This is a genomic window from Pseudomonas sp. Teo4 (assembly GCF_034387475.1).
Classification (GTDB): domain Bacteria; phylum Pseudomonadota; class Gammaproteobacteria; order Pseudomonadales; family Pseudomonadaceae; genus Aquipseudomonas.
Map to the genome: position 1 here is coordinate 1,709,249 of NZ_JAXCIL010000001.1, position 23,383 is coordinate 1,732,631.

Genomic DNA, 23,383 nt, shown 5'->3' on the forward strand with positions numbered 1-23,383 from the left:
ATTGCACCGATGAATACGCCACTCGGACCGTTGCGCCGACACTACACGTTGTTCCTGTTGTTCGTGGTATCCGCTGTAAGCCTGATCGACCGCCAGATCATGGGCGTGGTGATCGAGCCGATCAAACAGGAGTTCAATGCCACCGACACGCAGATGGGCCTGCTCACCGGGCTGGCCTTCGCCGTCGTCTACTGCCTGTTTTCCCTTGGCATGGGACGCTATGCCGATCGCAATAACCGACGCAACCTGATCAGCGCCTGCTGCGCGGTGTGGAGTTTCATGACCCTGCTGTGTGGCATGGCCACGGGCTTCTGGACCCTTGCGCTGGCTCGCTTGGGCGTGGCGGTGGGCGAGTCTGGTAGCGGCGCGGCGTCGATGTCGGTGATTGCCGACCTCTACCGCCCAGCCCAGCGGCCCAAGGCAATCAGCGTGTTCATGCTGGCGCCGCCGATTGGCACTCTGTTGGGGCTAAGTGTTGGCGCCTGGATCACTTACTACCATGGCTGGCGCGAGGCTTTCATCTGGATGGCGGTACCTGGATTGGTGGCGGCGCTTCTGCTGCGCCTTACCGGTAGCGAGCCTTTGCGCGGCCACTGGGAGGCCATGCGCGGCACCGCGCACGAGGGCCAGGGTGAAAGTGCTTGGCGGGTGATCCTTGACGCTTGCCGTAATGGCCCCTACCTGAGCATCGTCGTGGCCGGTGCCTTGCTGGCGTTCGCCGGTTACGCCTTTGGTATCTGGAGTTCGGCGTTTCTGGTGCGCAGCCACGGCCTGTCGATCAAGGATGCTGGCGCGATCATGGGGCTGGCGGCCGGGCCTGGCGCGATCATTGGTTCGCTGTCCAGCGGCTGGCTGACCGCTCACCTGGCCCGTCGCGACGTGCGTTGGCAATTGGGCATTCCGATCATCGGTGCCTTGCTCGCCATGCCGTTGGCCATTGCCTCCGTGCTATTTCCGGCAACCGACCCCTGGACCCTTGGCAGCCTTGTGGTGCCAAGGGCCACACCGTTCATTTTCGGTATGTCGGTGTTCGGCATGTGGTGGATGGCGCCCAGCTACACCGCCGTGGCGCAGATGGTTGCGCCGGGCCGGCGTGCCACACTGATCGCCTTTTTCAACTTCGGCATCATGGCCCTGGGGGCTGGTCTGGGGCCTTTGGTTACCGGCATGCTCAGCGATGCCTTGACCCCAAGCCTGGGTAGCGACGCGCTGCGCTGGGCGCTGGTGGCAAGCACCGGGGCCTATGCACTGGCAGCTTTGTTGCTGATGCGCACGCTGGGAGGGTATGCCCGCAGTTCCCAGGCACAGATGACGCAGGCGTTGGCCGGGTAGAGGTAAAAAGAGATTTGGGCCGCTTTGCGGCCCAATGACACCGAGCTCAGGCGCTCTTGCCCACTTGCTCCAGCGCTGTATCCAGCGTGGCAAGCATTTCATCTGCCTCGGCTTTACCCAGGGTCAATGCCGGGCTCAGGCACAGAGTGTTGTTGAAGTTGGCAAACGAGCGGTTGGTGCGGCTGATGATCAGCCCCCGGGCCATGCACGCCGCGGCAACCTGCATGGCGACTTTCTCGTTGACCGGCTCGCGGGTCTCGCGGTCGGCGACCAGTTCCAGTCCCAGGAACAGCCCCTTGCCACGCACATCGCCAATCAGCGGGTGCTTTTCTTTCAGCGCCAACAAGCCGGCCATGAGGTATTCGCCCATGTGTGCGGCGTTCTCCAGCAGGCCTTCCTGTTCGATGATGCGCAGGTTCTCCAGTGCCGCCGCCGGCCCTGCGGTGCAGCCACCGAAGGTGCTGATATCGCGGAAGTAGGCCGCACGGTCATCGCTTTCACCCCGGAACAGCTCGAACACCGCCTCGGTGGTGACGGTGCAGGAGATGGCGGCGTAGCCCGAGGCGACGCCTTTGGCCATGGTCACGATATCCGGTTGGATACCGTAATGCTGGTAGGCAAACCAGGTGCCGGTGCGGCCCAGGCCGCAGACCACTTCGTCGATGTGCAGGAGGATGTCGTACTTGCGGCACAGTGCCTGTACCGCCTGGAAGTAACCGGCAGGGGGCGGAATTACACCGCCGCCTGCGGTGATTGGCTCCAGCACCAGGGCGCCGATAGTCTCGGGGCCTTCGCGCAGGATCACGGTTTCAATGGCCTGGGCAGCCAGTTCGCCGTAGTTGTCCACCTCGCCAAACTGGCTGCGGTATTCGCAGCAGTGGGGCACTTCGACGAAGCCTGGGGTGAACGGGCCGTACTGCATGCGCCGCTCTTCCTGGCCAGTGGAGCTGAGGCAAGTGATGGTGGTGCCGTGGTAGTCGCGCTCGCGGTAGAGGATCTTGGTCTTCTGCCCGCCATATTTGCGGTGGGCGATCTGGCGCACCATTTTGTAGGCTTTTTCGTTGGCTTCGGAGCCGGAGTTGGAGAAGTAAACGCGGCTCATGCCCGGCATCTTGGCGATCAGGGCTTCGGCGAAACGCGCTGCCACTGGCGTGCCGGCGGTGCCGGCGAAGTAGTTGAGCTGTACCAGTTGGTCGCGCACCGCATCGGCGATGGCCTGCCGACCATAGCCGACATTCACGCACCAGACGCCACCGGACGTGGCATCGAGGTAGCGGCGGCCTTGGGCATCCCATACGTGCAGGCCTTCACCGCGCACCATCATCGGTGGCGCGGCAGTGTCGAAGTTCTGGTGCTGGGTAAGGTGGTGCCAGACATGCTGGCGGTCGAGTTCCTGCAGGGAGGCGAATTCGGTCATTGACGGGCTTCCTTGGTGGGGTAGGTGGGGCTATTTATTGGCGGTGAATGGCGAAGTTGTTCCAGGCCTGGGTAACCGGCATCAGTTCAAGGCTGTTGACGTTGAGGTGGGCGGGCTGGTTGAGGATCCACAGGATGGTTTCAGCGATATCGGCTGGCTGTATGGCATGGGCGCCTTGATAGATGCTGTCGTAGCGGGCCTGATCGCCGCCGAAGCGCACCAGCGAGAACTCGCTTTCGCACAATCCGGGTTCCAGGTTGGTGACGCGCACGCCGGTGCCTTGCAGGTCGCAGCGCAGGTTCAGCGAAAACTGGCGGACGAAGGCTTTGCTGGCGCCGTACACGTGGCTGCCGGGGTAGGGCCAGTTGCCTGCGATGGAGCCGAGGTTGACGATGCCGGCGCCTGCGCCGTGGGCAATCAACCGCGGCAGCAGAAGGCGGGTGCTGTAGAGCAGGCCTTTGATATTGGTGTCGACCATGGTGTCCCACTGGTCGAGGTCGCAGTCCTGGGCGGCATCGGTGCCCAAGGCCAGGCCGGCGTTGTTGACCAGCCCGCGCAGACGGCTGAAACGCTCGGGCAAGCTGGCGATGGCGGCTTGCATGGCGCTGCGGTCGCGTACATCGAGCACCAGCGGCAGCACGTCGGTTTTCGCCGACAGTGTGTCGGCCAGATGCAGCAGGCGTTCCTGGCGGCGGCCGGTGATGATCAGCGACCAGCCAGCCTCGGCGAAGCGCCGCGCGCAGGCTTCGCCAAACCCTGAGGTGGCACCGGTAATGAAAACGGTAGGTTGCATCGGTAGTTCTCCATTTGGGTCAGTATTCGATGGGTCAGTGTTGCCACCAGCCGAGCAGGCCCAGGCTGGCGAGAATCAGCAGCAGCCACTGAGTGCCCAGGGCTGCGGTATGCGGGGTGACAATGCGAAACAGGCGCTGGCCGAGCAGCAGGCCGAGGGTGAGGGCGGGCAGCAACCACAACGCCTGACTGAAGGTGGCGTACGACAGCGAGCCGTGCACCGCCAGGCCGGCCAGGGCGGCCAAGTCGACAGCGCAGAAGAACAGGATCAACGTTGCCCGCAGCACGCTGGGGCTCAGACGTAATTGGCTGAGGCAGGCCACCAGTAGCGGCCCACCGATGGAGAAGGCCGCGATCAATGCTCCACTGATGCCACCTACCAGGCTGAGCGTGAATGGGCCTCGACCGATAGGCAGACGAATGCGGGCCAAGCCGACAAGGGCTAAACCACCCACCAGCAGATAGACGCAGAAGGTCAGCCAATGCGGGTCGCTGTCAGCAAGCAGAAGCAAGCCGCAGGGAACGCCGAGCATCGCGGCCAGTAGCAGGCAACGCAGTAGTGGCAGATCAGCCTCTTGCCAGGCACGCCCCAGCAACAGGGCACTGCTGGCTATTTCCAGGCAAAGGATAAGCGGGACTGCCTGCTCCAGCGGCATCAGCAGGATCAAACCGACCACCGACACGGCGGCAAAGCCGAAGCCGGTGAGCCCTCGCACGATAGCGGCGAAGAACACGCACAGGCTGGTCAGGACGAGGGGCTGTTCAGCGATCACGGGCGACTCCAGTGGGCGGTTGCCGCCACTCTAGTCGTGCGCCCGAAACGTCCCTAGGTCCAGATCGCCTTGGTCATGGTGCCAGTTGCAAGCGGCGCATTTCCTCCCAGGCCGCACCCAGGGCGGCGATTCCCGGCTCGATCTGCGCCTCGTTGATGGCGCCGTAGCCGAGGCGGAAGAAGCGCGTTGGCGGTTGCGGGCCGAGGAAGTGGATGTCGCCCGGTTCGATCAGCACACCACGTTTGGCCGCCAGCCGCTGCAGTTGCCAGGCGTTGAAATCGGCAGGGCCTTCGACCCACAGCGCCGAACCGCCGGCCAGGCCGCTGGTCTGGCAGTCCGGCAAGTGTTCGGCCAGCGCACGACTGATGCGTTTCCACTTGCGCGACAGGCTCTCGCGCAGGCGGGCCAGGTGCGCGTCGTAATGCCCCATGGCCAGAAACAGCGCCAGCATGCGCTGGTTGTTGGCCGGCGGGTGGCGGTACTGGTAGCGGCGCAGCGCACGCAGTTCGTGAATCAGCTCGGGGGCGGCGACGATGAAGCCAAGACGGATTCCGGGCAGCAGGCCCTTGGTCAGGCTACCCAGATAGATGACGCGACCGCTGTCATCGAAGCTCTTTAGTGCCGGGTGATTGCCGCCGAGGTGATTGTGCTCGCTGTCATAGTCGTCTTCGATGACCAGCAGGTCCTGCTGACGCGCCTGCTCCAGCAGGGCCATGCGCCGATACACGGGCATGGTCACGCCGGTGGGCGACTGATGGCTGGGGGTGCAGAAGATCATCTCGCAGCCTTGCAATTGCTCGTCCACCACCAGCCCCTGACGGTCGATACGCAGCGGGCGAAGCGTGCAGCCGGCCAGTTGCAGGATGTTGCGGGCATCGACATAGCCTGGGTCCTCAAGCCCGACCACTTGCCCTGGCCGCCCCAGCAAGCAGCTGAGCATGTACAGCGAGCTTTGCGTTCCGACAGTGATGAGAATTTCCCCTTCGCTGGCCTTGATGCCCCGTCGGGGCAGTACGCGCTGGAGGATCTGCTCCACCAGCAGGGGGTCGTCCATCATCACCTGGTCGTCGACCCAACTGCGCATGTGTGCGCCGCTGGCTGCAATTCGCCCGCAGTCGCGCCAGCGGGAGGCGGTTTGTTCGTCGTGCTCGACCTGGCCGTAGATGAAGGGGTAGCGGTAGTCACGCCAGTTACGTGGTTTGACAATCGCCTTGAGCGCGGAAGGTTGCTGTTGCAGCCGAGTTGCCCAGTCTGGTGCGTGTTCCGGGCGTTCGACATGCCCGTGTGCGCGCGAAGAAAGGCTGACATTGAGCTGCTGACGGAGGAATTTTTCGTTGATGAAATAGCCGCGGCGGTCGGACGGGATCAGGAAGCTGTCCTGCACCAGATTGTCGTAGACCAACACCACGGTGTTGCGCGACACCTTCAACAGCTTGCTCAGCGCGCGGGAGGAGGGGAGTGCATCACCGGGCGGCAAGGCACCGTCGAGGATCGCTTGCAGCAGGTTTTCCCGAAGTTGCTCCTGCAGGCTTCGGCCACTGACGAAAGGGCGGAAATAGCGTTCCAGCATAGGGCAGGGTCCATGGTCGTTGCACTAATGGGGAGCGGCGGCGAACACCAGAAAAGCTTCCGTCACCATGGCGGTGCGCACGCGCGCTGCCATGGCGGAACTGGCTCTACGCTTCCCGCTGTCTGGATCTAAAGCAAGGTCCGGGCCGGCACTAAGATCGCATGGCACCTCACTGCACCTTTCTGGAGAAACCGCCATGCTGAAGAACCTGCACCGTTTGTTGTTGGCGCCTGCCGTGGTCTTGTCATTGGGGCTGTCCGCCGCAGCCCACGCGGAAACCGTCACCATCGGCATACAGAGCATGTATGCCCCATGGAAGAACGCGATTGCCGAGCAGGCATTCGAGAAGGCCACCGGCTGGGATATCCAGTGGCGCAATTTCGACAGCGGCGGTGATGTGATGATGGCCATGGCGTCTGGCGACGTGCAGATCGGGGTGGCCGGCAGCAGCCCGATTGCCTCGGCGGTCAGCCGTGGCGTTGGCATCGAGGTGTTCTGGGTGCTCGACAACATCGCCAACGCCGAAGCGCTGGTGGTGCGCAACGGCAGCGGCATCAACGCGCCGCAGGACCTGGCCGGCAAGACGCTGGCGGTTCCCTTCGTTTCCACCACCCACTTCCATACGCTGTTTGCCCTGGAGCAGTTCGGCCTGGTCGGCAAGGTCAAGGTCATCAACCTGCAACCTTCAGACATTCCCGCCGCCTGGGAACGTGGCGACATCGACGCAGCGTTCATCTGGGACCCGGCGCTAGGCAAGCTCAAGCAAAGCGGCAAGGTGCTGATCAGTTCCGGCACCCTCAGCAGCTGGGGCAAGGCGACCTTCGAAGCACTGGTGGCAGACAAGAACTTTGCCGCCAAACATGCCGACGGCATGGCCGCGTTTACCAAAGTACTGCAAAGCAGCACTGCCGATTACGTGAAAGCCCCTGAAACCTGGGATGCAGCCTCGCCGAAGGTTGCCAACGTCGCACGCATTTCCGGCGGCAAGCCCGAAGAAGTGCCGTCGGTGCTCGCGCTTTACGAGTTTCCGCTAGCCGCCGACCAGGCCAGCCCCACGTGGCTTGGCGGCGGCAAGGATGGCGGTGCGGCCAAGGCCTTGGCGGCCACCGCCGAATTCCTCAAGGCACAAAAGAAAGTCCCGGCAGTGCTGCCTGACTACAGCGTTGCCATCAATGCAAGCTTCGTCGACGCGGCGAAGTGATAGTCGAGGCTGCCTTCACGCGAGGGCAGCCTTCACTTTCCAAGGGGAATCCTGATGAGCCATAACCTGAAAATTCATGATGTGTCCGTGGTCTACCCAAGCCAGCAGGGCGGCCAACCGGTTACAGCGTTGTCCGGCGTCAACCTGACTATCGAACGCGGCGATTTCGTCATGGCCCTGGGGGCTTCCGGTTGCGGCAAGACCACCTTGTTGAACCTGATGGCGGGGTTCATCCGTCCGAGCAGCGGTGTCCTGACCTTGGGCGAGTATCACGGCCAGGTACCTCAGCAGATCGAGCCTGGCGCTCAGTTGCGCGACCAGATTACCGGGCCCGGCGCCGAGCGAGGTGTCGTATTCCAAAAGCACGCCCTGATGCCCTGGCTCAACGTGATCGACAACGTTGCTCTGGGCCTGAAGTTTCGTGGCGTTGGCCAGCGGGAGCGGGAGGAGAGGGCGATGCACTTTCTGCAGCTGACCGGCCTGGCGGATTTTCGCAACCATGCCATCTATCAACTGTCGGGCGGTATGCAACAGCGTGTTGGTATCGCCCGGGCGCTGACCAACGACCCGCACATGCTGCTGCTCGACGAGCCGCTCGGCGCGCTGGATGCTCTGACGCGCGAACGTCTGCAGGAGCTGCTGCTGGATATCTGGCAGAGCACCGGCAAGATGATGTTCTTCATTACGCATGACGTTGAGGAAGCGCTGTTCCTGGGCACGCGCCTGATCATCATGTCGCCACGCCCTGGGCGGATCACCCATGAATTCAAGCTGGACTTCGGCCGACGTTTCCTGGAATGCCGTGATGCGCGACAGGTTAAATCCATGCCTGATTTCATCGCACTGCGTGAGCAGGTGCTGGGCATCATCCACGGCGAAGAGGAAGCGGCATGAGCCAGTTCAACATGAATCAGCACAAGGCCGTTCAACGCACCTTGCAAGCGTTGCGGCGCGGACAATCGGCCAAACCGGGCGAACAGTATGGCGCGCCGGGCAATGGTTCGAGCCTCGCGCTCAGTTGCCTGACGGTGGCGGCGTTCATCGCACTGTGGTTTGCCGCCACCAACCTGGGTTGGGTCAAGCCGTTGTTCTTGCCGAGCCCACAAGCAGTATGGGACCAGCTGGTCGCAGTGTCGCAGGACGGCTTTGCCGACGCGTCGCTGGCGACCCATATCGGCTGGAGTGCGCTCAGGGTATTCAGCGCTTTCGCGCTGGCAGTGGTAACGGCGATTCCGCTGGGTATCCTGATGGGGGTTAATCGGGTAGCGCGGGGTATCTTCGACCCGTTGGTGGAGTTCTACCGGCCGCTGCCGCCGCTGGCGTATCTGCCACTGGTGGTGATATGGATGGGCATTGGCGAAGGTTCAAAGGTGCTGCTGATCTACCTGGCGATGTTTGCACCGTTGGCGCTCAGTGCCAGAGCAGGGGTACGCTCGGTGGCCATCGAACAGATCCATGCCGCGTATTCGATGGGAGCCAGCCGGGGCCAGGTGTTGCGGCATGTGATCATGCCAGCGGCGCTACCCGAGATGCTCACCGGCATGCGCATCGCAATTGGTTTCGGTTGGACGACCCTGGTGGCCGCTGAAATGGTTGCGGCCACGGCGGGGCTGGGGTTCATGGTGCTCAGCGCGTCCAAGTTCATGGTCACAGAGGTGGTGATCATGGGTATTCTGGTGATTGGCTTGATGGCGTTGCTGTTCGACTTTGGCATGCGCTGGCTGGAGCGCAGACTAGTGCCTTGGAAAGGCCGGGTGTGAGGCGGTGAGGGCGCCTGAGTACCGCACCATAATATAACTAAACTAAATGAATATTTAGCATAGTTATGCGTAAATCGCATATTGTGCAAGGGGAAGGTGACGAGCTGACCGTGCCATCAGACCAGCGCATTCCTTGCCTTTTACGCTGTGCTCCAGAACCTCAAAGCCATGGTACTGCAACTATGTGTAGTGCCATGGCCAGTCCAGGCTGGCATGGTACAGGGGTTTGGCTCTGGCATGGGCCGCTGGTGAAAATCATTACTGCTCCAAGTGGTGCATGTCTTCGGAACGAAGCAAACACTCAACGCGGGTCGTCGGGTTTTAGAGGGAAAAGCTACGCCAGGCCAGCATGCCTGCGAACGCTTGATCAAGGGCTACCGTACCGATGCCTGCCCAAACTCATTGTGGCTTTCCTTGACGTGTGCTTTGCACGAGGCAATCGTTCGTGCAAGCGCGTCCACGCAACGGGCTTGTCAGTAGCACAACCCAAATCAAGTGCATGCGAATTGGGTTGTAGCCGCGCATGGAATTGTTCAAACGAACTACGTTCGATGTGCCGTGTAGCTGAGCACGGGTCGAAAGGTTGGCGTCGTACAACGAGATGGTCTGATCCGCTGACAGGTGATCAAACATTCTTCGATGCCATTGCATGTGAAATAGACGCAGCGCCTAACATTGACTGACCCGGGTTCAGTATGAGGTGGTTTCTGGAGCTCCTGTCTGCAAATCCATCCATGCACGGCTCCGCTAGCTCCATACGAAACTACGCATAATGCATATTATGTTAAATGACGTATTATCAGAGACGGCGCTTCCCGCCATCCGCTCCACTAAAACCGTCATCAGCCAATAAGCTCCTCGGCAATCTGCACCAATTGCCCTCCAACCCTATCCTTCAAAACCTCGATGAACCGAGTGATCTTCGCATCGACAAACTGTCGCGATGTGTACACCGCATACACGTTGCGCTCCTGGGTAAAGTAATCGGGCAACACGCGCACCAGTTTTCCCGACCGCAAATCATCGATGGCTGCGAACCCCGCCAACAAGCCAACACCCGATCCACCCCTGACGGCGACAGCCATGGCCTCCATGTCATTCACGCTGAAACTCGGCCCGCTTGGGATGAACGTTGCATCGCCTAGTCGACTCTTGAGCTGCCATTCGTCCCGCGCGTAATCCACGGTACTCAGCAAAAGACAGTGATGATCCACAAGGTCTGCAGGTGTCTCGGGCGCTCCATGGCTGGCGAGGTAATCTGGCGATGCGACCAACACGCAGTGACTGACTCCGATTTTCTGGCTGACGTAACTGGAGTCCGGCAACACCCTGGCGATCTGGATCGAGACGTCCAGTTGGTCTTCCAGCAGGTTTGGCATGCGCTGGGACAGCATCAAATCAACGGTCACCTCGCCAAATGCCTTGCGGTACTCCAGCGCCGCTGCAGTCACAAGGTGTCGGGCGAGCCCCGGCACACAATGTACGCGTAGCGTTCCGCGCGGTTGGAGCAATGCGCTGCTCGCTTCGGCCTCGGCATTTTCCAGCTCGGCCAGGATGGCCGTGCAGCGTTCATAGAAACGCTTGCCCGCATCGGTGACCGACAAACGCCGGGTGGAGCGCTGTAGCAGGCGCGTATCGAGCATCTGCTCCAGCGCCGACACTGCTCGCGACACATTCCCGACCGTGGAGTCGAGGTGGTTGGCCACCGCCGTGAAACTGCCCATCTCAACCACCTTCACGAACACCGACATATTAGAAAACTTGTCCATCGCCCTCTTCCCAGGTGTCGGCTCATTCACCCGCCACTGTGTGCAAATGGCTGCTCTTTGGGAAGCGATTTTACCTCTGGCCACAACAATCATTCCCTCATGCTGGGCTAAATCCACACAGGCGACCTCCATAGACTGGATTGCACGGGCCAAAACCCAAGCCCAGTGCAGCCCAACCAGAGACTCCTATGAAGGCCAAAGCCATGAACACTCCCTATGACGCGCTTTATCTCTTTATCGGTGGCGAATGGATCGACGCCGAAGGCCGCAATACTGCGACCGTGACCAACCCGGCAACCGAAGAAATCATTGGCCTGGTTCCGCTGGCCACAGCTGCGGAGCTGGACCTGGCACTCGATACGGCGCAACAGGGCTTCGAGCGTTGGCGCAACACGGTTCCAGCAGAGCGTGCGCGAATCTTGAAACGCGCTGCCGATCTCATCCTGGCGCGTGCCCCGCACATTGCCGCCCAGATGACGATTGAGGAAGGAAAGCCGATTGGCGAGGCCATGGACGAGGTTACCCGGGCGGCGGAATATTTCGAGTGGTTCGCCGAAAGCGCCCGGCGCATCGATGGCCGTGTGGTACCAGCCAACCGCCCCGGTGTGCTGCAACTGGTCAAGCGCCAGCCTGTAGGCCCCGTGGCTGCTTTCACCCCCTGGAATTTCCCGGCAATTACGCCGGCGCGCAAATTGTCTGCCGCGCTTGCCGCCGGTTGCAGTGTCATTCTCAAACCTGGTGAGGAAAGCCCCTCCACTGCCCTTGCCCTTGCTCGTGCCTTGGATGATGCTGGGCTGCCGAAAGGTGTGCTGCAGGTCGTGTTTGGCGTGCCTGATGAGGTCTCAAGTCAGTTGATCGCTTCGCCGATTATTCGCAAGGTCACCTTCACAGGCTCCGTGCCGATTGGCCGTCTGTTGTCCAGCCGTGCAGCCGAAGGCGTGAAGCCGATCACGCTCGAGCTGGGTGGCCATGGCCCAGTGCTGGTGTTCGACGATGCCGACGTGGAACGGGCCGCTGTGGAAGGTGTGGCCAACCGGTTCCGCGGTACCGGCCAGGTCTGTATTTCTTCAACCCGTTTCCTGGTTCAGCGTGGCGTCTACCCGCAATTCGTCGAACAGTTCGTGGCCGCGACCAAAGCGCTGAGGGTTGGCAACGGCATGCACCCTCATACGCAAGTCGGGCCACTCGCCAACCTGCGGCAGCTGAACAAGATGGAAGAACTGGTGGCAGATGCTGTCGCCAAGGGTGCGCAGGTACTGGCCGGCGGTGAGGCCTTGCCAGGGCCGGGTTTCTTCTTCGCGCCGACGGTATTGGCCGACGTGCCGATGGAGGCTCGAATCATGCACGAAGAACCGTTCGGCCCTATCGCTATCCTGATGCCGTTCGACGGGCTGGCTGATGGCTTGGCTGAGGCAAATCGCCTGCCCTATGGCCTGTCGGCCTATGCGTTCACCACCAACGCGCGGACAGCCATCGATGTTGCCGATGGTTTGGAGGCCGGCATGATCGGGATCAATCAATACCGCATCGTCGCCACAGAGCTTCCCTTCGGCGGCATCAAAGAGAGCGGTCACGGTTCGGAAGGCGGCATCGAAGGTATCGAGCACTACCTTACCAACAAATTCATCAGCCAGGTTTGAGGAACAGCCCCCATGACAGGTCTCAACTTTACAATCCCTCGTGAGGCGGCCAGGGCTTTCACGCCGAAACTCTCGGAATTCATTGACTCGACGCTTTACCCGCAAATCTGGGGCGACGCCTCTTTGTCACCACGCGACCGGAGCTTCATCACCGTCGCGGCACTGATTGCTGGTGGTCACTCCGATGAGTTGCCGGCCCATCTGCGGCGCGCTGTTGCCAACGGCATTACGCGTGAGGAGCTTGCTGGAGCCATTACCCACCTCTCCTTCTATGCAGGATTTCCTGCAGCGATCACTGCATCTGCGATCGCCCATTCCACGCTCGTCGACTCGGAGCCTTTGAAGCCATGAAAGCGATCACCTTTGAAACCTTTGGCGGCCCTGAAGTACTCCAGGTGAGTGATGTGCCCGTGCCGGAAGCCCGCCCCGCCGACCTGTTGGTACGCGTCCACGCTGCCGGCGTCAACCGAGCTGATTTAACTCATCGTACCGGTGGCTATGGACGCCCCAATTTCGGCGACTCGCTGATCATCGGCCTGGAAATATCGGGTGAGGTTATCGAGGTTGGCAGTGAGGTGTCAGGCTATCAAGTCGGCGATCGCGTGATGGGGGTTGTGGGTGGCGGCGCCTATGCAGAAATCGCGCGTATCGATTACCGTATGGCGATGCCGATTCCTGCCGATCTCGACTACGTGCATGCTGCAGCGATCCCGGAGGTCTTTGTGACCGCTCACGAGGCGATGATCCACCTGGCGAAGCTGAAGCCAGGCGAGTCGGTACTCATCCATGCCGCTGCTGGCGGCGTTGGTTCGGCAGCTGTGCAGCTTGCTTACGCCACAGGCGCCAAGGTCTTCGCCACCGCCGAGGTTGGAAAACTGTCCCGGGTGGAGAATCTGGGTGCTGATTTCAGCATCGATTACAAAACGCAGGACTTCGCCCAGGTCGTCGCGCAGCACACGGATGGGGAAGGCGTGGATGTCATTATCGACTTCGTCGGGGAGCCGTATTTCACCCATAACCTTCAGTCACTCGCCAAAGGAGGTCGCCTGGTACAGGTCGGCATCCTGGGTGGAGGCGGTGAAGTGAGCCTCAAGCTGGAAGACGTTCTTTACCGCCACTTGCAGATCATCGGCACGGTGATGAAGTCACGCACGCAGTCTGAAAAGCATGCGATGGTCAGGCGTTTTCGCGAACATTGGCTCGATCGTTTCGAGGGAGGAGGCAGTCTCGAGCCAGTGGTCGATAGCACCTTCCCATTGGCACGAGCCGCGGATGCTCATCGGAAAATGGAGGCATCACTCAATGTCGGCAAGATCATTCTGACAATGCCGTCAGTCACCTGATTCGGTTTCCTTCACTCAGCTTTCACGGAGGTTGGGAGACTCTGCAGCCATCCCTACGTGTGATAGAAGCTCCATTGCCCGCCGCAGCGGGCTTTCTTTTGTCCGCAGGCTCTACCTGTCTGATCTTACTTATCACATTGATGCACGCTTGAGCAGGTCGGCCGACACCGCCCTACATGAGTACCACGCCCCGCCTGTGACTCGTGACGACACTAAGTGCGGTTGCAATGAGCAAGAACACGGCACTCGCAATGAAGGTAGCCTGATAACCCATCCCGTCGTACAGAACCCCGCCTGCAGTTGCACCAGCAGTAATCGCCAGCTGAATTGCCGCGACCATCAATCCTCCACCGGCTTCTGCATTGTGCGGCAACGCTTTGGCCAACCAGGTGAACCACCCAACAGGTGCACAAGTCGCGACCAGCCCCCACAGCCCTAGAAGTGCGGCCACTGGAACGACCCAGCTACCAACCGAGATGACGGCAAATGCGATAGCGGTCATGATCAAAGGTATCCCCACCAAAAGCCGGTTCAGGTTTCGGCTAACGAAAGAGCCGACCAACATGGTGCCTAGTAACCCTGCGGCACCGATGATCAACAGCAGAAGCGAGAGCGTGGGCACATCGACATGCGTGACCGTTTCAAGGAAGGGTCGCAGGTATGTAAAGAGTGTGAACTGACCCATGAAGAGGAAAGCAACTGCAGCCATGCCGAGAGCGACTTTGCTGTCTCCCAGCAAACGCAACGAGCCGGTGGCCGATACTTGAGTCCGCTCACTTGGCATGGCCGGCAGTGTGAGTGCTTGCCAGATCAACGCCAATGCGGCCAATGGCACGACGCAAAAAAATGCCCCTCTCCAGCCAATCATGCCGCCCAGGTAGCTTCCAACAGGCGCCGCAATTGCCGTAGCCAACGCAGTACCGCCTTGCATAACGGCAATGGCCTTCGGAACGAGCGTTTCAGGTGCGATGCGCATCATTACTGCAGTGGACATCGACCAGTAACCACCAATGGCAACCCCAAGTACGGCGCGCCCTACCATCAAGGTGAGGTAGTTCGGAGCAAAGGCCACCATCCCACCCGAAACCAGCATGAGCACCGTTGTGGCCAGCAGGACAGGCTTGCGGTCGATCCCCTGAGTCATGGTGGCCAGCAATAGGCTGGTGATTACAGCAAAGAATCCCGAGATGGAAATGGCCTGTCCGGCCTGGCCCTCAGTCAGAGACAAGTCGGATGCAATCGGCGTGAGCAAGCTCACCGGGAGGAACTCAGACGCCACTAAAGCGAATGCACAGAGTGACATCGCCAGAACAGCGCTCCAGACCTGACGACTTGAGTGTTGAAGGGATATTGCCGGGCTGCTCATGGTGGTTCTCGTTGTACCGATTTCAAAAGACACGGATGCCCAAGCCCAACGTGCGGCAGCTGAGCCTGATAAACGACATCAATTACTTGAGGTTTTCGCGGAAGAAAGTCGTCAGCTTGCTGAAGGGGATCAGCTCGACGCGGTCGTACAGATCCACATGGCCAGCACCTGGGACGATCACCAGTTCCTTGGGTTCACCGGCAAGGCGATAGGCCTCTTCGCTGAACTCACGGGAATGAGCGTCTTCCCCGGCGATGAACAGCATGGGGCGTGGCGAGATCGTCTCGATGTCATTGAACGGATAGAAGTTCATGAACCTGACATTGCTGGTCAGGGTGGGGTGCGTGGTCAGAAGCGGCGACGACCCTTTGGGGGTGAACTCACCACGTGGTGTGCGGTAGAAGTCGTAAAACTCCCGCTCGATGGCATTAGAGCTATCCGTCAACTGATCAACCGTGCCACTGGTGTATTGGGTTTCACCACCTGAAAACTCGACATCACGCTGGGCAACTGCTGCGGCGATAGCCTGCTTGCGCTGCTCGACTGTGACAGCATGCTTGAGCCCATTGCGATTCGCGGCGCCCATGTCGTACATGCTGACTGTGGCAATCGCTTTCATGCGTGGATCGATTTTCGCCGCACTGATGGCAAAGCTGCCGCTGCCGCAGATACCCAGCACGCCAATACGGTTGCGATCAACGAAACCTTTGGCACCGAGATAGTCGACCGCTGCACTGAAGTCTTCGGCATAGATGTCCGGCGATACCAGGTTACGCGGGCGGCCCTCGCTTTCCCCCCAGAACGACAGATCAATGGCCAAGGTGATAAAGCCCTGCTCCGCCAGCTTCTGCGCGTAGAGATTCGAGCTTTGCTCTTTGACCGCTCCCATGGGGTGGCCGACGATGATGGCGGGATATCGAGTGTTGGGGCTCATGTTTTTGGGAACGAACAGGTTGCCGACCGTGTTCATCTGAAACTGGTTTTTGAAGGAAACCCGTTCGAGTGAAACCTGTTCACTCTTGTAGAAATTGTTGGCCCCATGGGACATGTCAGCGGCTCCCGCAGTGAGTGAGCTGGCCATCAAGGCAAACGCTACGAACAAAGATTTCATGCACATATTCCTGTCTGCTCGAAATGGAAGTGGTACGAGAAGCCTTCGCAACTGAAAAGTCTGGCCATCTCGATTGCCACCCATCTTCCTCGCGAAAACCGGTGCATCAGTAGAGCAAACGGGTAGTTTTCTTGCCTAAACATCCAGCTCTTCCCACCGGACATGGACAGATAACGCGACGTGGAAGTAGTGTTCTCGCACACGATGATCGGAACCTTTGCCATGACCATCACTGCACCAGAGAGCTCAAGCCCGCACCCAATGGCCACGCTATGCAGGGTCATCGGTGCCTACGCGCCCACTGCTGGAGATTTCTCGACAAACATTGCAGACCTGAGTGTCTACCGGCGCATCGCTCCAGCCCTGCCGATCACCTGCATCGTCGAGCCGAGCATCGTGCTAGTCGTGCAAGGCGCCAAGGAAATGGTCATTGGCAGCGACGTTTTTCCCTACGACACCACCCGTTTCCTGGTCACCTCACTGAACATCCCCGCCAACTCGGCGGTGACGGTGGCCAGCGATGCAGCGCCCTGTCTTGGCTTGGTGTTCAAGCTTGACTTGCGCACGCTGGCGGAACTGATCGCGCAAGATGGGCGTCTTCCCGTAAGCGGACAGTCCTTCCACACCAGTGCTGGGGTTGGTGAACTGAGTCCAAAATTGTTGGAGAGCTTCGCCCGTCTGATTCAGCTGCTAGAAGAACCGGAGGCGATTCCCGTTCTCTGGCCGCTGATTCAGCGAGAGATCCACTATCGGTTGCTGTTGAGCGACCAGGCACCTCTGTTGCGCTATATCGCCTCCGTAGGCAGCAAGGGGCATCGAATTGCCAAGGCTATCGACTGGATGAAGCTGAATTACGCCGCGCCTTTACGAGTGGACGAGCTGGCCTCCCGGGTACAGATGGGGCTCTCCACCTTCCATCAGCATTTCCGCCAACTCACCGCCATGAGCCCGCTGCAGTACCAGAAGTGGCTGAGATTGAACGAGGCAAAAAGGTTGATGCTCAACGAGCACATGGATGCTGCGACTGCCGCCTTCAGGGTCGGCTATGAGAGCCCCTCGCAGTTCAGCCGCGAATATGGACGCCAGTTCGGCATTCCGCCCAAACGCGATATCGCGGAGCTGCGACTAAGTGCAGAAAGATCAGCTGCCACTACCCCTGGCATGCTCTGAACTTCAACTCACATGAAGTCGACCAATCGGCAGAATTGATAACCCCAAAGGACTGGGTCAGGTACTCGGAACCAGTAACGTCCAGATTCAATTTTCCGAGCCCTGAGGAGCCGGAGACGAATCTGAGGTTGAACTGGTACGCCTCGCAAAGAGCGCCGCCAACGCTGGCGAGCCCGCCAGGGATCACGCAAGCATCCCTTTGACGTCAAAACGCCTGGAGCAGGCCCAAATGGTCCGGCATATCTCGCCACGCAGCACCCGAGCAGAGCACCCAGAGCACGCCATCAAGCATCAGACGGTCGCTTAAAGGTACCAACCTGTATCCGACACATGCTCATTCGTCTGTTGTATATTCGCCGATAACATCCATGACTGTGACCTTATGAGCCAATCAGAGAACCGTGCAACCGTACTAGCGCGATTTCCAGAGGATTCCCGCGAGGCGGCAAACCTGCTCAAGCAAGCTGTACCACTAATGGTTCGTCACAACATTCCACCTAACCCCGTGCACTATGCGCTCTGGTACACCTACAGCAAGGGCCAGGATCCAGAGCTCATTCGCCGCCTGGATCACACTGTCGAAAATTTTGACAGTTTCCCACCTGATTCTGCTGCTCAGCTTTTCCGTGAATACATCATTCGCGATGAGCTGGAGGACGCGCGCGCGGGGCAGCAGCAAGCCATTGATCTGGTTGACGACATGGAGCGCGATGTCTCGCGCAGTGTGAAGGGAAGCCTCGATTTTCAGGAGAGCCTCGGGCACTGCCGGAGAAAGCTTGACGATCCGTTCAGCGAAAGGTTGCCAGACATTCTGAGCGAGTTGCAGCACAGCACTCAGCTTATGCAGGATCAGCAAGCACTGTTCCTCTCCCAGCTACGCACTGCCCAAAATGAAATCCAGAGCCTGAGAGACAAACTCGAGCGTGCACAACTGGCCGCGACTCAGGACAGCCTGACACAACTGCTCAATCGAAGCGCTTTCACGCGGATGCTAGAGCATGCCCTGACCGACTCTCCGCAGCATCTCGCCCTCGTCATGCTGGATATTGATCACTTCAAGCAGTTCAACGATCAATACGGCCACCCACTGGGAGACCGGGTTCTCCAGCATGTCGGCCAGGTACTGCATAACGCACTGCCTCCTCAGGCCGTTGCGGCGCGCTATGGCGGTGAAGAGTTCTGCATCATTCTGCAGAAATGCACCGACATCACTACCGCCCATACCTTCGCGGAGCAATTGCGGCTGAAAATCCAGAAGTTAAGAATCACCGTGCGTAACACCGACAAGGTACTCGATACAGTTACCGCATCCTTTGGTGTTGCTTTTGCCGAGATGGGTGACACTCTGGAAAGCCTGCTGACTCGTGCCGATGACGCGCTTTACCAGGCCAAACGCAACGGGCGAAACCAAGTCAATTGGTAGCCTGAAATGTCATTCGCAGTGCCATTGGCAGAGGTCAATGGCCTCGTGCTGGTTGAGTCATGAGGGCATTTATCGCACCCTGTTTACTCCCTCCTGGGCCGAACAAAGCCTACTTCGCAGAGTACATCTTGCACGTACCCTGCTCCACCAGCATTGCCGACAAGGGAGAGCCAGAACGCCTGTTGGCCATGTCATTTATTTGAATTACGCTTGCAACCCAAGCAAAGCTTCTATTGCTCTCGACAGAGGCGTGGTTGCCGGGAACTGTAATGGCAACCACCGAGGGCACGGTGCTCAGTGCGTGAAGTGAGGCAGCCCCTCATGAACTGCCCGTGCAGGCACGTGGCAATTCGAACAGGTCCGCCAATACGCCGCTGCGCTTCACCTTGCGCCCTTCTGCGGCAGCGTCGTACACCACCAGCAGCCCAGGTTCCTCTCCTTTCCCCGTCACCAACAGGGTCATGCCTTCGGCATGATCACTGCCGTCGCCGTATGGTATGTCCAGTACCCGCTGCAACTCGCTGGAAGGCACTAGCGCCTCGTCGTTGGGTGAGCAACCGCCGCGCCAGCGGAACACGCTCACGGGCCCATCCAGATCCAGGGTAGGCCCTGCAAGTATCAGTAGATCGCCACCCTGCACGCACAGCTCGCGGATACCCAGCCCGCCAAGCTGGAGAAAGTGCTTGCGGTAGCGCCGCGCGTTCGGCCCAATGGCCTTGAGGCTCAAAGAACGACCATCCTCCTTGACCGCCAGCTCCAGTACCACCGCCCAACCACGCAAAACTGGTCCACGCAGGCCGAGGAAGATTCGCCCATCCACCACGGCGAGGCCTTCGATGTCGAAGCCATTGTCCTTGCCCGGGATTGCCAGGAATGGTCCAAGATGCTTGTCATTTCGCAGTGCTTCGGTCAGTTCGTCGCCCAGTTCGTTACCTTGCAGCCGTGCGGCATGCAGCATCTTGCCGTTCCGATTGACAGTTTTTTCCAGGCTGCACCCTTTGTCGTCGCCCATGGGAATGCGCGCCAACAGGTAGCGATTGCCGTCTCGACTGACCTTGGCCAGTTGCTTTCTGGCTTTGCCCTGTCCGTCCTTCAGTTTCGGGTTCTTGCGCTTGCGGCTGTGCGAGCCCACCAACCACAGGTATCCGCCATCTTGCCTTTGGCCAGGTCATTGAGATCGGTATCGAACTGCAACATTACGGATGACGACTTGCCCATGATCTATGGCCTCGATTGCCAGCCCCTTATGGAGATGCCTTCGCCACCAACCGCTCCAGGGTGTCCTGATCCAACTGACCAGTGTAGACGCTCTGCCCTGCCGCCTTGCGCCTGCGAAGCTCCGCCAACACGCTCCTTATTGCTCCCAACCGCTGCTTGGACGGAAAAGACCACTGGCGCTATCGAAAACCTGTTTGCCAAGTGAGCCATTGCGCTGGGCCTCTTTCAATGCGCCCTGTAACGCAAGACACCGCTCCGGGTACTTATCGGCCCCTATCTTGCAGAGCAGCTCAAGCTGGTCCTTGACCGCCCCCGCTCTGGCAAGCGCGTCTTTTACCTGCGGTTTGGTGCCCCGCCCCTGGTGGTGAATATCAGCGATAGCTGCGCAAATCAGATCCGAAGCGCCATTGAGGCCGTACCACAGGCTATAGGCATTGCGCATGCGTCGCATGAGGATCTGTGCTGCCAGATTCACCTGGAGGTGGTTGAATGCATCGTCGCTATTAGCCAGATGGACAAGACGGGCCGCCGCGTTCAGCTCGGCATCGTCCACTTTCGTGGCGTCGGCGTTCAGGTACTGCATGAAGTCCCTCAGGTTCAGCTCGCTCGGTCTGGCCGGGCGCGGATACTCGTTTTCCAGGTTCATGCGGTGCTCGCCCACCACTTTATGCAACTTGCCATCCACGACCTTGAGCTCCGGAAACAGCGCCTGGAATCCAGGATGCTCGGCTGCCAGCCGACGTAGAAGCAAAATCAGATTGTCCCGCGGCGTGTGCGCCGCCATCTGGAAGAAGCCAAACGTGAAAGCCGCCCGATCGTAACTGTTCAAACGGTTGAAATATCCATCGCTTTCTCCGGCAGCAATAATCCCCAGGATTGCCGCGACCGATCCGTACTCCTCGATATACTTGCCCGTTTCATAGCGCCGTCCGTAGACTTTTGAGGACGGCTGAGTCAGACCGCGCAATCCGCCATACCGAGTTTCCCGTCCAAGGTAGAATTCCGCTTGGCCAGAATAGGTCACAAAATAATCGTTGCGGGTTTCGCTCACCGGGACCTTGCGCAGCGTGAAGGTTGCGCCAGCCGGCACTTGATGGGCTGCAGGCAACGGTGGTGCCAGCGCTAGCCCTTGCTCGATCTCAGGCGCCTCGGCCCCCGGAGGAAGGCTGCCAAAGTACAATGCCTGGTTGCCACCGTAGGTTGCCTTGAAACGATCGAGAAAGGCCGCCGGCTCCTGCTTGACAACCTTGTCCGCGACGTTGGAGTAGTTGTAGATGAATCCGTTGCTGAAGATTCCGACATGTTTCTTCGGTACGTTGCGCATGACATGTTTGCTGAAGTCGACATTCGCCCGATCAGTGACAAACACCAGGCACATCCCCTGAGGTTGATGGCCCCACGGACCCACTTGCGGACACCGTTCAAAAAGCTCCTGCACGCGCAGGCAGGCACCGCGCTGTTTACCGCGCATGTGATCACGACAGGTATATCCACTGTCGATGTTCAGTACGTGGCAGACAAAATGGGCACAGTGGTTGTCATCCGAGTCGGTGAAGCCATTGCGACAGAAATCAGAGATTGTCATGCCAAGCGTTGTTTCAAGCTTCATGAAAAAATCTCCCGCTGATGAGTTTGACTGAACGAGTTGCGGGCGCGGATTTCGTGTTCGATCTTCAGCCGGACGATCATCCGCCGCCACGCACGGTGGCGGTCCAGCCAGGGGCAACACGAGACATCGGCATACCTCAGATCTGGTGTTTCTCGGCTCCTTCCCTGCTGCGATGCTGGCGACACGCGACAACCGAGGGCACTGCGGATGAGGTATTTAAGTAATGGCAGGTTACAATTACATGTGGGGAAAATAGCGTGGCGCTGGCACAGCCATTGGCGTCGACAAATGAGACAAGCGAATGTTCAGAAACTGCCACGGTGCAGGGAATGGATTTAATTCTGGCGCTCGACTGCCTGCACGTCTGCCACGTTTGATGCTCTATTTCATATTGATAGATTGGTAATCGCTCGGGATTGAGAAGTTGCTCGATAGGCCAGCCCAACACACTGGCGGGCAAGTATCGTAGTGGGATCAACAAGTGCCACGGTATTTCCATTCAAATCGTAGGCATCACAGTGGCTCAGCACGAGGGGTAGCTCGGTACAGCCTAAAATCAACACTTCAGCCCCTGCCTCGACGAGATGCTCCGCAGCTAGCTGCAGTTGCTCTCGACAAAGCCCATCCGTGAAGCCAGCCTTGATACCGCGCTCACCATAGATGGAGTCCATAACCAACTTCTGATAGTCCGGAGCGGGCACCATGATCTGCAGGCCGGCGGCGTTCGCAGCACAGTGATAGACCTGGCTTTGCACCGTGCCAGACGTCGCCAGCAGTCCGATGACTTTCTTTGAGCCGTAGGATTTCTTGATCCAGGTGACCGTCTCGGTGAGCATGTTCACGATTGGAATCCGCAGATGTCCCTGAATGCGCTCGACAAACGCGTGAGCGGTGTTACAGGGAATCGCGATGGCATTAGCACCGGCGCTCTCCAAGCGTTTGCACGTCGCGTACATGGCCATTGTCGGATCAGTTTCATCGCGTAGCAGGTGAGCAGTTCGATCTGGGATCTGAGGATTTTGCTCAACCACCATCTTGATGTGGTCCTGATCTCGCCCTGCCGGTGTGTTGGCGACCACCTTCCCCATAAAATCAACAGTCGCAGCTGGGCCCACACCGCCTACGATCCCGAGTTTGAACGGCAGGATGGGAGGATGGCTTCCTTCCTGAGTGGCGTACGATGCGTAGATCTCGTTTACATCGAGCACAGCAACACCTCGCCGTTGCAAATCTGCGCACACTAGCGAGAGTTCTGTCATCCCTGGGATTACGATCGAAGCGCCTTGCCCCTGCACTGAAAGACACGCTTGGTGAACGGACTCCAGTGGCAATCCCTCAAGGTAGCCGTCCTTGATGCCGTTGACGCCGTACATTGCCTCCATCAACGCAGCCTGCGCGTGGTCATCGGGATAGACCACAGTGAAATCGGCCCCCAGTGCACGCTCAAGCAATCCAGAATGCCTCACGTAGTCCGAAGCCAGCACGCCAAGTGTACTGCCAGCCGGGGCGACTCGGTGGATGTGCTGCACCAGTGCATCCATCATGTCCAACACTGGAATGCCAATTTCTTCCTGGATCTCCGCCCTGAAAGTATGGCTCGCGAAACACGGCAGCAGGATTGCATCGACCCCACTTTCCTCAAATGACTTACAGACCTGGTACACGTAGAACTTCCGAGAGGTCATGTTGGCCTGGGCATCCAGGGGCAACAACACATCCTTGAACGGGTGTTGCTCGAAAATGAAATGGAAACGCCCTTGGTTTTCCAGTACCGCGCGGGATTTCACAAGCTTATAGAAGAGATCGCCGCCGGCAAGCATCCCTAGACCGCCAACGATGCCCAGCTTTCGAACGACGGTATTTTGATCTGCAGTCATTTTGGCTTTCAT

General features: G+C 59.2%; 18 protein-coding genes and 2 pseudogenes. 9 read left to right on the forward strand and 11 right to left on the reverse strand.

The window, feature by feature from the left end; translation table 11 throughout:
* The first annotated feature begins 9 nt into the window (after positions 1 to 9).
* Positions 10 to 1,332 (forward strand): MFS transporter, encoded by a 1,323-nt coding sequence (locus tag PspTeo4_RS07850; protein ID WP_322363137.1) that lies wholly within the window; start codon positions 10 to 12, stop codon positions 1,330 to 1,332.
* 46 nt (positions 1,333 to 1,378) lie between these two features.
* Here the strand turns inward: PspTeo4_RS07850 and PspTeo4_RS07855 are convergent, their stop codons facing one another.
* The 4 genes from PspTeo4_RS07855 to PspTeo4_RS07870 form a co-directional block, all read right to left on the reverse strand.
* Positions 1,379 to 2,749, reverse strand: coding sequence for an aspartate aminotransferase family protein (locus PspTeo4_RS07855; RefSeq protein ID WP_322363138.1), 1,371 nt, complete (start codon positions 2,747 to 2,749; stop codon positions 1,379 to 1,381).
* Between the two features lie 34 nt (positions 2,750 to 2,783).
* Positions 2,784 to 3,542, reverse strand: a complete 759-nt coding sequence (locus PspTeo4_RS07860) for an SDR family oxidoreductase (protein ID WP_322363139.1) — start codon at positions 3,540 to 3,542, stop codon at positions 2,784 to 2,786.
* A gap of 34 nt (positions 3,543 to 3,576) precedes the next feature.
* Positions 3,577 to 4,314 carry a sulfite exporter TauE/SafE family protein gene (locus PspTeo4_RS07865; RefSeq protein WP_322363140.1) on the reverse strand — a complete coding sequence of 246 codons (738 nt, stop codon included), beginning with the start codon at positions 4,312 to 4,314 and terminating at the stop codon, positions 3,577 to 3,579.
* Positions 4,315 to 4,387: 73 nt separating this feature from the next.
* The gene (locus tag PspTeo4_RS07870) at positions 4,388 to 5,884 is read right to left on the reverse strand and encodes a PLP-dependent aminotransferase family protein (RefSeq protein WP_322363141.1); all 1,497 of its coding nucleotides are present in this window, start codon (positions 5,882 to 5,884) and stop codon (positions 4,388 to 4,390) included.
* 196 nt (positions 5,885 to 6,080) lie between these two features.
* Between PspTeo4_RS07870 and tauA the strand changes: the two genes are divergently transcribed.
* From tauA to PspTeo4_RS07885, 3 genes are read left to right on the forward strand one after another with little or no spacing between them, the layout of a single operon-like run.
* Positions 6,081 to 7,085 (forward strand): taurine ABC transporter substrate-binding protein, encoded by a 1,005-nt coding sequence (gene tauA, locus PspTeo4_RS07875; RefSeq protein ID WP_322363142.1) that lies wholly within the window; start codon positions 6,081 to 6,083, stop codon positions 7,083 to 7,085.
* Between the two features lie 54 nt (positions 7,086 to 7,139).
* Positions 7,140 to 7,979 (forward strand): taurine ABC transporter ATP-binding protein, encoded by an 840-nt coding sequence (locus PspTeo4_RS07880; RefSeq protein WP_322363143.1) that lies wholly within the window; start codon positions 7,140 to 7,142, stop codon positions 7,977 to 7,979.
* On the forward strand, positions 7,976 to 8,845 hold the full coding sequence (locus PspTeo4_RS07885) for an ABC transporter permease subunit (protein ID WP_322363144.1): 870 nt from the start codon (positions 7,976 to 7,978) through the stop codon (positions 8,843 to 8,845). The genes PspTeo4_RS07880 and PspTeo4_RS07885 overlap by 4 nt, the downstream gene beginning before the upstream one ends.
* 842 nt (positions 8,846 to 9,687) lie before the next feature.
* Here PspTeo4_RS07885 and PspTeo4_RS07890 read toward each other — a convergent pair.
* The gene (locus PspTeo4_RS07890) at positions 9,688 to 10,614 is read right to left on the reverse strand and encodes a LysR family transcriptional regulator (RefSeq protein ID WP_322363145.1); all 927 of its coding nucleotides are present in this window, start codon (positions 10,612 to 10,614) and stop codon (positions 9,688 to 9,690) included.
* A 203-nt stretch (positions 10,615 to 10,817) separates the two neighbouring features.
* Here PspTeo4_RS07890 and PspTeo4_RS07895 point away from each other — a divergent pair, with 203 nt between their 5' ends.
* Genes PspTeo4_RS07895 through PspTeo4_RS07905 form a run of 3 tightly spaced genes read left to right on the forward strand, consistent with a single transcriptional unit; the run spans position 10,818 to position 13,597 of the window.
* Positions 10,818 to 12,254, forward strand: a complete 1,437-nt coding sequence (locus PspTeo4_RS07895; RefSeq protein WP_322363146.1) for an NAD-dependent succinate-semialdehyde dehydrogenase — start codon at positions 10,818 to 10,820, stop codon at positions 12,252 to 12,254.
* 12 nt (positions 12,255 to 12,266) lie between these two features.
* Positions 12,267 to 12,605, forward strand: a complete 339-nt coding sequence (locus PspTeo4_RS07900; protein WP_322363147.1) for a carboxymuconolactone decarboxylase family protein — start codon at positions 12,267 to 12,269, stop codon at positions 12,603 to 12,605.
* Positions 12,602 to 13,597 (forward strand): NAD(P)H-quinone oxidoreductase, encoded by a 996-nt coding sequence (locus PspTeo4_RS07905; protein WP_322363148.1) that lies wholly within the window; start codon positions 12,602 to 12,604, stop codon positions 13,595 to 13,597. The genes PspTeo4_RS07900 and PspTeo4_RS07905 overlap by 4 nt, the downstream gene beginning before the upstream one ends.
* Positions 13,598 to 13,769: 172 nt before the next feature.
* On the opposite strand, the gene PspTeo4_RS07910 is transcribed toward PspTeo4_RS07905, so the two are convergent.
* The gene (locus tag PspTeo4_RS07910; protein ID WP_322363149.1) at positions 13,770 to 14,963 is read right to left on the reverse strand and encodes an MFS transporter; all 1,194 of its coding nucleotides are present in this window, start codon (positions 14,961 to 14,963) and stop codon (positions 13,770 to 13,772) included.
* 82 nt (positions 14,964 to 15,045) lie between these two features.
* Positions 15,046 to 16,074, reverse strand: a complete 1,029-nt coding sequence (locus PspTeo4_RS07915) for an alpha/beta hydrolase (RefSeq protein WP_322363150.1) — start codon at positions 16,072 to 16,074, stop codon at positions 15,046 to 15,048.
* 222 nt (positions 16,075 to 16,296) lie between these two features.
* Between PspTeo4_RS07915 and PspTeo4_RS07920 the strand changes: the two genes are divergently transcribed.
* Positions 16,297 to 17,244 (forward strand): AraC family transcriptional regulator N-terminal domain-containing protein, encoded by a 948-nt coding sequence (locus PspTeo4_RS07920; RefSeq protein WP_416196943.1) that lies wholly within the window; start codon positions 16,297 to 16,299, stop codon positions 17,242 to 17,244.
* Positions 17,245 to 17,467: 223 nt separating this feature from the next.
* On the opposite strand, the pseudogene PspTeo4_RS07930 reads toward PspTeo4_RS07920, so the two are convergent.
* Positions 17,468 to 17,545, reverse strand: a pseudogene (locus PspTeo4_RS07930) (IS5/IS1182 family transposase); the annotation flags it as partial.
* A gap of 81 nt (positions 17,546 to 17,626) precedes the next feature.
* Here PspTeo4_RS07930 and PspTeo4_RS07935 point away from each other — a divergent pair.
* A complete protein-coding gene (locus tag PspTeo4_RS07935) occupies positions 17,627 to 18,667 on the forward strand; it encodes a GGDEF domain-containing protein (protein ID WP_322363151.1) in 1,041 nt (346 codons plus the stop codon).
* Positions 18,668 to 18,986: 319 nt separating this feature from the next.
* Here the strand turns inward: PspTeo4_RS07935 and PspTeo4_RS07940 are convergent.
* The 3 genes and pseudogenes from PspTeo4_RS07940 to PspTeo4_RS07950 form a co-directional block, all read right to left on the reverse strand.
* Positions 18,987 to 19,811: pseudogene (locus PspTeo4_RS07940) on the reverse strand (DUF3616 domain-containing protein); the annotation flags it as partial.
* Positions 19,812 to 20,021: 210 nt separating this feature from the next.
* Complete coding sequence (locus tag PspTeo4_RS07945) at positions 20,022 to 21,494, reverse strand: hypothetical protein (protein ID WP_322363152.1); 1,473 nt, start codon at positions 21,492 to 21,494, stop codon at positions 20,022 to 20,024.
* 386 nt (positions 21,495 to 21,880) lie between these two features.
* The gene (locus PspTeo4_RS07950; RefSeq protein WP_322363153.1) at positions 21,881 to 23,383 is read right to left on the reverse strand and encodes an aspartate/glutamate racemase family protein; all 1,503 of its coding nucleotides are present in this window, start codon (positions 23,381 to 23,383) and stop codon (positions 21,881 to 21,883) included.